1 protein-coding gene is annotated in these 274 nt (G+C 69.0%); it reads left to right on the plus strand.

Annotation, left to right across the window (positions count from 1 at the left end):
* Nucleotides 1-32: 32 nt before the first annotated feature.
* The coding region (locus QWY29_RS20510; protein ID WP_300963071.1) for a hypothetical protein at nt 33-274 on the plus strand (242 nt) is incomplete at its 3' end.

Genomic DNA, 274 nt, shown 5'->3' on the forward strand with positions numbered 1-274 from the left:
GGCGGCATACAGGAGACGGCGAGGGGGAGCGCGTGTCGGGGGCACGCACCTGGATTGTACGGCAATTCGATGCCGAGCGCGGTCGCTGGATGCTATGGCTGCCGGTCGCGATGGGGCTCGGCATCGCGATCTACTTCGAGTTGCCGAGCGAGCCGCCGATATGGCTTGGATTTGCGCTGGCCGCCGCCAGCCTCGGGGCGACCTTTCTCGCACCGCCGGGCAGCGCGGTGCGCGCACTGTGCATCGGCCTTGTCGCCGCTTCGACGGGCTTTGG

This window comes from Nocardioides abyssi (assembly GCF_030412915.1).
GTDB lineage: Bacteria > Actinomycetota > Actinomycetes > Propionibacteriales > Nocardioidaceae > Nocardioides > Nocardioides abyssi.